We start from the raw sequence: 7,786 nt of genomic DNA, 5'->3' as shown, positions 1-7,786 counted from the left end.
AGTGGCCGCATGGGAAAGAGACCGAAATAACAGTGCCAGAAAAATTAACTGGCAATTTACGACCTCCGATGCTCGGATCAAGCTGAAGCGTCTCTATCCGAAGTTATAGGCGTTACATGGTACTAGGGGTTTCAGGCTATGGGCCAGACCGCGCAGATATTTCTTCTCAAATCCCTTCAGGTCTTCCATAATCATTTTCCTTCCCTATTTTGCCTTTGTCTTCATTTATAGTGAAAACGGTTATTTCTGCGCGCTACCCGCCCTTCTTTTGTCTGCTCCGCTGCTTACGCGCCGCATCCAGCTTGTCCTATCCCACCCGGGCGTTTCGGCAGCTCCTTCCGAGAGGGGGAGCAGGCCGCATTTACGGGCGAAATAACGGTGAAACTCCAAAGAAGGCGTCAATTCCGGATGAAAAACCGTGGCCAGAACAGCCGGGGATTCCGCAGCCGCGATGAAGTCGTCCTGCCGCAGCAGAATATCGACCCCGCTGCCAACGCGGGTAATCTTCGGGGCGCGGATGAACGTAAGCGGCATTGGCAAAGGGGAAACTTTAGGCACTGAAGCCTCGCACGTAAAACTGTCCAGTTGGCTGCCGAAACTGTTGCGTTCTATCTCCATGTCGATCAGGCCCAGATGAGGAGTCTCACCTTTTATCGCTCGGGCGAGGAGTATCGCTCCTGCGCAGGTCCCCCAGATTTTCATTCCCACTTTGCAGTTGCTGATGATCGCCTGATCGATGCCATAGATGTGCAGCAGTCTGGAAAGACAGGTGCTTTCACCGCCGGGGATAATAAGCCCCGCCAGATGATCGAATTCATAGGCATGTTTTACGGAACGGCACGCAACGCCGATTCTCTCCAAGTGATCGAGATGTTCGAATACGTCGCCCTGGAGATTCAGAACCCCGATTGTTCCGCTGGCGCCTTCCTGTTTACTGAAATCAAAGCTGCTCATTGCTTTAGTATTTTATTGTTTACCAGCCACGGCCGGCTAACAGCTGTTCCTCGGGAATAGAGGAAATTTCTAAACCGGGCATCGCCTCGCCGATGTCCATCGACGCTTCGAGCACCTTGGCTGGGTCGTTGAAGTAGGCGGTAGCCTTGACAATGGCCCGGGCGCGCTTAGCGGGAGCCGCCGATTTGAATATCCCGGAGCCTACAAAGACCCCGTCACAGCCGAGCTGCATCATCAGCGCCGCATCGGCAGGAGTCGCGATTCCGCCGGCGGCAAAGTTTACAACCGGCAGCCGCCCGAGTTCCCGCACCTTCAGCGCCAGCTCATAGGGAATGCCGTTTTCCTTGGCAAAGCCTGTTACCTCTTCCTGCGGCATGCCGACAAGTCTGCGAATTTCTCGGTTCACCGTCCTCATATGCCGCACGGCTTCAACGACGTTTCCCGTTCCCGCCTCACCTTTCGTGCGGATCATCGCCGCGCCCTCGGCGATCCGCCGCAGCGCCTCGCCCAGATTGCGCGCCCCACATACGAAAGGAATCGAGAATTTCGTCTTGTCAATATGGCACTCCTCATCCGCCGGTGTCAGCACCTCGCTTTCATCGATGTAATCAATCTTGAGCTCCTGAAGGATCTGCGCCTCCACGAAATGGCCGATCCTCGCCTTCGCCATAACCGGAATCGTCATAGCCTTTTTGATTTCGGCAATCATCACTGGATCCGACATTCTGGCCACTCCGCCGTCCTTGCGAATGTCTGAAGGAACCCTTTCGAGGGCCATGACCGCCACAGCGCCTGCTTCTTCGGCGATTTTCGCCTGTTCCACATTTGTTACATCCATGATAACGCCACCCTTGAGCATCTGCGCCAACTGGACATTCAGCTCGTATCGTTTTGTTTCCATTACCGCTTTCCCCCTTTGTGAAAATATACAATCCTGCCGGCCGTGTTGCGTCAGCAACAGACAGCTTCACTTACCCTTTTTACTTCCCTGCGTCAATCAGTTGCATTTACCGCAGCAGAAACGGCAATCTTTACCTTTATGGCATCCGTGCAGGGACGTCAAGAATAATGTTGAGAGTTTTGCAGTTATTTTTGTTGTACGCTCAAGTGCCGCATTTCACAGAAAGGGTACAACCAGAGGGGGATTGACGTTGCAAGGATCTGTCTTGCATTCGGCAAGCACTTGTGTCAATTAAATCTATAAACATTCGAGGCAATTGCAAAACCATTTGTCATTCCCGAAAGCGAAGCTTAATGTTCATAATGTCTCTATCTCCGATAACGGCATTCGGGGACGAATATGGTTTTTCAAGCAGTTAGAACCAGATTATGAACATTAAACTTCGTTTTCCCGCTCAGAATCGTTGCGGGAATGACAAGAATGGGGAGTTTTGCAATTACCTCATTCGTTTCTATTTAGTGGTCGTTGAGCGAAACAAGTTTTGGCCATCTCAAAAGAGGAGGATTTTGTTATGATTCAAAAATATAGCGTTGCTGTCGTGACGGGCGCATCGATCGGCATTGGGCGGGCGGTGGCCAAGCAATTGGCGCAGGCCAAAGTAAAGCTTATTTTAATTGCGCGCCGCGAAGAAAAATTGCGGGCGCTTGCCCATGAGCTGCGAGATTTGACAACTTGCTATCTGGTGAATTGTGATCTTCGCGACCACGCAAAACTGGCCCAACATTTTAAAGAGCTGCCGGACGCTTTTTCTGCCGTCGATATTTTAATCAACAATGCCGGTTTGGCCTTGGGCGTGGCGCCTGCGCAACAATCTTCGTGGAGGGACTGGCAGGACATGATAGATATAAATTGTACAGCGCTGGCCCACATCACCCATTTGCTTTTACCGGGGATGGTCGCCAGAAACCGCGGTCATGTTGTGAATATTGGCTCGGTTGCCGGCACTTATCCCTACCTTGGCGGCAACGTATATGGAGCCACGAAGTCTTTTGTGAAGCAGTTCTCGCTCAATTTGAAGGCCGATCTTCTGGGGACCGCTGTCCGAGTTACCAATATAGAGCCGGCCATGGTGGGCGGCACAGAGTTTTCGCAGGTGAGGTTTAAGGGCGATGAAGGTAAGGCGGCGCAGGTTTACGAAGGGGTCGAGCCTCTTCGTCCCGAGTCCGTGGCTGATGCGGTGCTTTGGGCGGTTTCTCAGCCGCCGCATGTCAATATAACCAGGATTGAGTTAATGCCCGTATGTCAAGCTGCCAGCGGGATTGCCGTTGACAGAAAATTACCATAATTGGCGTACTCTGACGGAGTTTTCGGCAAGAAAGGTCTTTATTGAAGAGATCGTATAGCTGCGGTAATGAACCATCGAGGCGATCAGGGCGGCATCGGCCTTCCCCGTAGTTAAAACGTCGAGCAGGTGCTCCGGTTGACCTGCGCCGCCGGAGGCGATTACCGGGATTCCGACGCCGGTGGAGATCATTTCGGTAAGGGTCAGTTCATAGCCATTTTGAGTTCCATCTGTGTCGATAGAGTTCAGACAGATCTCCCCCGCACCGAGTCTCTCTCCCTCTTTTGCCCACCAGAGGGCGTCCAGGGCGGTTGGCGTTCGTCCGCCATTGATGACGATTTCGTATCCGGAGGGGATCTGCTGACTTACCGGCGCCTTTTTTACATCCATACCCAAAACTATGCACTGATTGCCGAAGGCCCTCGCCCCCTCGGTTATTATTTCCGGATGCTGCACAGCCCACGAGTTAAGGCTGACCTTCTCCGCTCCGGCAAGGATTACCTGTCGCATCTCCTCCAGTGTCTTGATGCCGCCCCCCACGGAAAACGGAATGAAGATCGTTTCGGCAACCCGTTTGACGACATCCAGCATGATCGTCCGCCGCTCGGCAGAAGCGGTGATGTCGTAAAAGACAATTTCGTCGGCGCCTTGCTCATAATACTTGCGTGCCGCTTCGACCGGATCGCCGATATCCACGTTTTGCTGAAATTTAATCCCTTTTGTCAGACGACCGTCGCGGACGTCGAGGCAGGGGATAATCCTTTTGCTAAGCATAATCGCCTCTCCAGCGGCAGAAATTGGCCAATAGTGTCAAACCGGGACGGCCGCTTTTTTCCGGGTGAAACTGAACGGCGACCAGGCTGCCCCGCGCCACGGCGGAGCAGAAACGAATCCCATAATCTGTCCAGCCGGCGACGCAGTTTTCATCAGCGGGCGCGGTGTAGAAGGAATGAACGAAGTAAAACTCGGATTCACGGGGAATACCCGCAAACACTGGATGCCATTTTTTGAACTCGACGCTGTTCCATCCCATGTGGGGTATTTTGAGTCTCTGGGGTCCGTCCTGGAGCTCCAGCGGAAACCGCTTCACGGTGCCGGGAACGATGCCAAGGCAGGCGGCGTTGTCTTCCTCGCTGCGGTCCAAGATAATTTGGGAGCCCAGACAGATGCCGAGCACCGGTTTCTTTGCCTGCACCCATTTGCGCAGTTGTTCGTCAAGTCCGCGCTCCCGGAGGTTGGCCATTGCCGCCCCTGCAGCTCCCACACCGGGAAAGATGATATGACTTGCACGGTCGAGCACTTTGCTGTCATGCGTAACGACGCAGGGCTCTTTCAAAAAAGAAAGCGCTCGCGCCACGCTGGTCAAATTGCCCGCCTTGTAATCGACGATTCCGATCATTAATACACACTTTCAACGGAGAGAATCATGCCCCGCTTCCCACAAAAAAACATGCAAGACTATGATTTGATGTATTTTTATAATATTGTTTCACGTGAAATGTTTCCCCTGCCAACTGTCCCTTTTCTCCAGCTCGCGGTTAATCGCATTTATCACGGCCAGCTTGTTTGCCGCCCACGGGGGGCCGAGAAAGATATCCCTGTATCCGTCCGCCGTCAGCCGCTGAATCACCATCGTCGGCGGCAGCAGCTCCAGGATGTCGCAAACAATATTAACATACTCCTCTTTGCTCATCAGGTCAACCCCTCCCCGCTGAAAACGGTTGCCTATTGGAGTCCCCTGCAGCGCAAGGAGCGAGTGTATTTTTATCCCCTGTAGCGGCATTTCGGCGATCGCCTGCGCCGTTTCCATGATCATCGCCCTTGTTTCGCCGGGAAGGCCGACAATGATATGAGCGCAGAGCAGAAGCGGAGCGCCGGCCGCGCGGGCGACCGCATCACGGAAGGTGTCCGCATCATGGCCCCTGTTCGTTTCCTGTAATGTCCGGTCATGGATCGACTGGAGGCCAAGCTCCAGCCAGACATGATGAAGCTGTGCGTAAGAACGGATCAGGGCAATCGTTTCAGACGGCACGCAATCAGGTCTGGTTCCAATCGCCAGGCCGATAATGTCATCTCCGGCCAGCGCCTCGTCGTAAAGTTTACGAAGCGTTTCCACGGGGGCATAGGTGTTTGTAAAAGTCTGAAAATAGGCGATAAATTTCTTCGCCTGGGTACTCCGGCCATAAAACTCCCTTCCCTGGCGAAGCTGCTCGCCTACTGAAGGCAGAGACCCAGCCTGACGCAGGGCCGATCCCCGTCCGTCACAATAAGTGCAACCCCCGCGGGCAACCTTCCCATCCCGGTTGGGACAGGTGAGCCCGGCATCGATGATAAGCTTGTGCACGGGGACGCCGAAGAGGTTTTTCCAGTAACTCTTGAGATCGTAATAACGTTTATTATTCTTCCAGAAAGCAGGCTTAGGCACGTTTTTCCTTTTTGGTTGCGTTCGTTGGGGGGATCATAGTAGATTAACGGTCGAACTGCAAGGGTGGATTGGACAAGGGTCTGCAGAAGAGCGGGTCAGTAAGGGGGAAATGCTGTTGCAGATGATGACTTGAAAGACAATTGCGCGGGGAGACAGAAAGACCAATGAGCAGGGAGTATGACGTAATTGTGATAGGCGGCGGCCATGCAGGCTGCGAGGCCGCGCTCGCCGCGGCGCGGCTGGGCTGCGAGACGCTGCTTTTCAACATCAGTCTTGATTCGCTTGCGATTATGCCCTGTAACCCGGCGATCGGCGGATTGGCCAAAAGCCAGATCGTTAAGGAGGTGGACGCCCTCGGCGGCGAGATGGGACGTATTGCCGACCAGACCGCTGTCCATTTCCGCCGCTTGAACGCCTCCAAAGGGCCGGCGGTGCAGGCTACCCGCTTTCAGTGCGACAAGCAGCTGTATCGTCTGACAATGAAGTCCGTCCTGGAGAAGACGCCGCATCTTCACCTCCGCCAGGGGCTCGTGGAAAAATTCATTGTAGAAGACGGGGATATTTGCGGTGTTGTGGATCAACCTGGCGTATTTTACAGGGCAAAGGCGGTCGTGATCACGACCGGTACCTTCCTGGACGGACTGGTTCATATTGGCGACGTCCGCTATCAGGCGGGGCGGGCCGGCGAAATTGCCTCCCTGGAGCTTTCCGCCTGCCTGAAATCGCTCGGTTTTGAAATGGGACGGTTTAAAACTGGCACTCCCCCGCGTCTGAAGGCCTCCACGATAGACTTTTCTAAAACCGTACGCCAGGACAGCGATCCCGATCCGGAACCGTTTTCATTTCGCACCCAAAGGCTCCGCACCGAGCGCCTGCCCTCTTTTTTTACGGCGACGACCGCGGCAACCCATCGGCTGATCCACGCCAACATCCATCTTTCTCCGTTGTATTCCGGGGCTATTACCGGCGTCAGCGCCCGCTACTGCCCGTCTCTGGAGGACAAGGTGATGCATTTCTCCGGCAAGGAAAGCCATCCCGTTGTACTGGAGCGGGAGGGAATCGAAACCGAGGAAATTTACGCAAAAGGGCTGGGCAACAGCCTGCCTCCCGCGTTGCAGGAAGAGATCGTCCACAGCGTTCCCGGACTGGAAGAGGCGGAGATCATGCGTTTGGCCTATGCGATTGAATACGACTTTGTCCAGCCAACCCAACTAAAATTGACGCTGGAGACAAAAATGGTTGCCGGCCTCTACCTGGCCGGCCAGATAAACGGCACCTCCGGTTACGAAGAGGCGGCCGGTCAGGGTTTCTGGGCCGGCGTCAACGCGGCGCTCGCGGTGCAGAAACGGCCCCCCTTCATCCTGGAAAGGTCCGAGGCGTATCTGGCGGTGATGGTGGACGATCTCGTTACGCGCGGCGTGGATGAACCGTTCAGGATGTTCCCCTCCCGCGCTGAATACCGTCTTTTATTGCGCGAAGACAACGCCACGATCCGACTGTCGGGAAAAGGCCACGAATTGGGGATGATAACAGATGAAGAATACAAGCAGCAGCAGGATAACATCAGCCGCATTTCCGGCGGCATCAAGCGGCTCTCTTCCGCCCGGATTTTTCCCACTGAGGAGACGCAAAAGGTTCTGACGGAGTTGAACACGGCTCCGATTAAAAATCCGGTCACACTGTTTCAACTGCTCAAACGCGAGGGAGTGTCCCATGATGACCTTTCTCGCTTTGCGGGCTGGGAGGAAATTCCGGACTGCTTCGTGAAAAAAGAGATCGAAATTGAGGCAAAATACGAGGGCTATATACAAAGACAGCAGGAAGCAATCAGAAAAAGGAAGGGCTTCGACGGGGTAACTATCCCGGCAGATATTGATTACGCCGCCGTCCCCGGGTTGTCAAACGAACTGCAGGCGAAGTTCACCCGCGTCGCTCCGGCTACCATCGGTCAGGCGGGGCGTATCCCCGGCATAACAGATGCGGCGATTACGGCGCTGCTTGTTGCGATAAAAAAGCGCGAATACAGGCATTCACAGTAATCCTGCCAGACAGTTATTGACGAAAAAACAATCCCTGCGAGCAAAGGTTGCAGTGGCGCGGAGAGGATGCACTTATTGACTGGCCTTTTCGCCGGATAGTTGCGGATGCCTTCGTGATGCCTCAT

The 7,786-nt window shown here is 54.2% G+C and carries 7 protein-coding genes; 2 read left to right on the top strand and 5 right to left on the bottom strand.

Features of this window, described 5'->3' with window-relative positions; all coding sequences use genetic code 11:
* Nucleotides 1-240: 240 nt before the first annotated feature.
* Together pdxT and pdxS are read right to left on the bottom strand one after the other, a co-directional pair.
* Nucleotides 241-954 carry a pyridoxal 5'-phosphate synthase glutaminase subunit PdxT gene (gene pdxT / locus M0P74_14295; protein ID MCK9364754.1) on the bottom strand — a complete coding sequence of 238 codons (714 nt, stop codon included), beginning with the start codon at nt 952-954 and terminating at the stop codon, nt 241-243.
* Nucleotides 955-973: 19 nt separating this feature from the next.
* On the bottom strand, nt 974-1,855 hold the full coding sequence (pdxS, locus tag M0P74_14290) for a pyridoxal 5'-phosphate synthase lyase subunit PdxS (GenBank protein ID MCK9364753.1): 882 nt from the start codon (nt 1,853-1,855) through the stop codon (nt 974-976).
* Nucleotides 1,856-2,426: 571 nt separating this feature from the next.
* On the opposite strand from pdxS, the gene M0P74_14285 reads away from it, so the two are divergent.
* Complete coding sequence (locus tag M0P74_14285) at nt 2,427-3,200, top strand: SDR family NAD(P)-dependent oxidoreductase (protein ID MCK9364752.1); 774 nt, start codon at nt 2,427-2,429, stop codon at nt 3,198-3,200.
* Here the strand turns inward: M0P74_14285 and hisF are convergent.
* The 3 genes from hisF to M0P74_14270 all read right to left on the bottom strand — a co-directional run bounded on the left by hisF (nt 3,192) and on the right by M0P74_14270 (nt 5,622).
* A complete protein-coding gene (hisF, locus tag M0P74_14280; GenBank protein MCK9364751.1) occupies nt 3,192-3,971 on the bottom strand; it encodes an imidazole glycerol phosphate synthase subunit HisF in 780 nt (259 codons plus the stop codon). The two genes, M0P74_14285 and hisF, sit on opposite strands and share 9 nt — an antisense overlap.
* Nucleotides 3,964-4,596 carry an imidazole glycerol phosphate synthase subunit HisH gene (gene hisH / locus M0P74_14275; GenBank protein ID MCK9364750.1) on the bottom strand — a complete coding sequence of 211 codons (633 nt, stop codon included), beginning with the start codon at nt 4,594-4,596 and terminating at the stop codon, nt 3,964-3,966. The genes hisF and hisH overlap by 8 nt, the downstream gene beginning before the upstream one ends.
* A 90-nt stretch (nt 4,597-4,686) precedes the next feature.
* Nucleotides 4,687-5,622, bottom strand: coding sequence for a TIGR01212 family radical SAM protein (locus tag M0P74_14270; protein ID MCK9364749.1), 936 nt, complete (start codon nt 5,620-5,622; stop codon nt 4,687-4,689).
* A 164-nt stretch (nt 5,623-5,786) separates the two neighbouring features.
* Between M0P74_14270 and mnmG the strand changes: the two genes are divergently transcribed.
* Nucleotides 5,787-7,661, top strand: coding sequence for a tRNA uridine-5-carboxymethylaminomethyl(34) synthesis enzyme MnmG (gene mnmG / locus M0P74_14265; GenBank protein MCK9364748.1), 1,875 nt, complete (start codon nt 5,787-5,789; stop codon nt 7,659-7,661).
* Nucleotides 7,662-7,786: the final 125 nt, after the last annotated feature.

It is taken from the genome of Syntrophales bacterium (assembly GCA_023229765.1).
Lineage (GTDB): Bacteria > Desulfobacterota > Syntrophia > Syntrophales > UBA5619 > DYTH01.
Note: the sequence above shows the minus strand (reverse complement) of the source record. Positions and strands in the feature narration are given on the sequence as shown.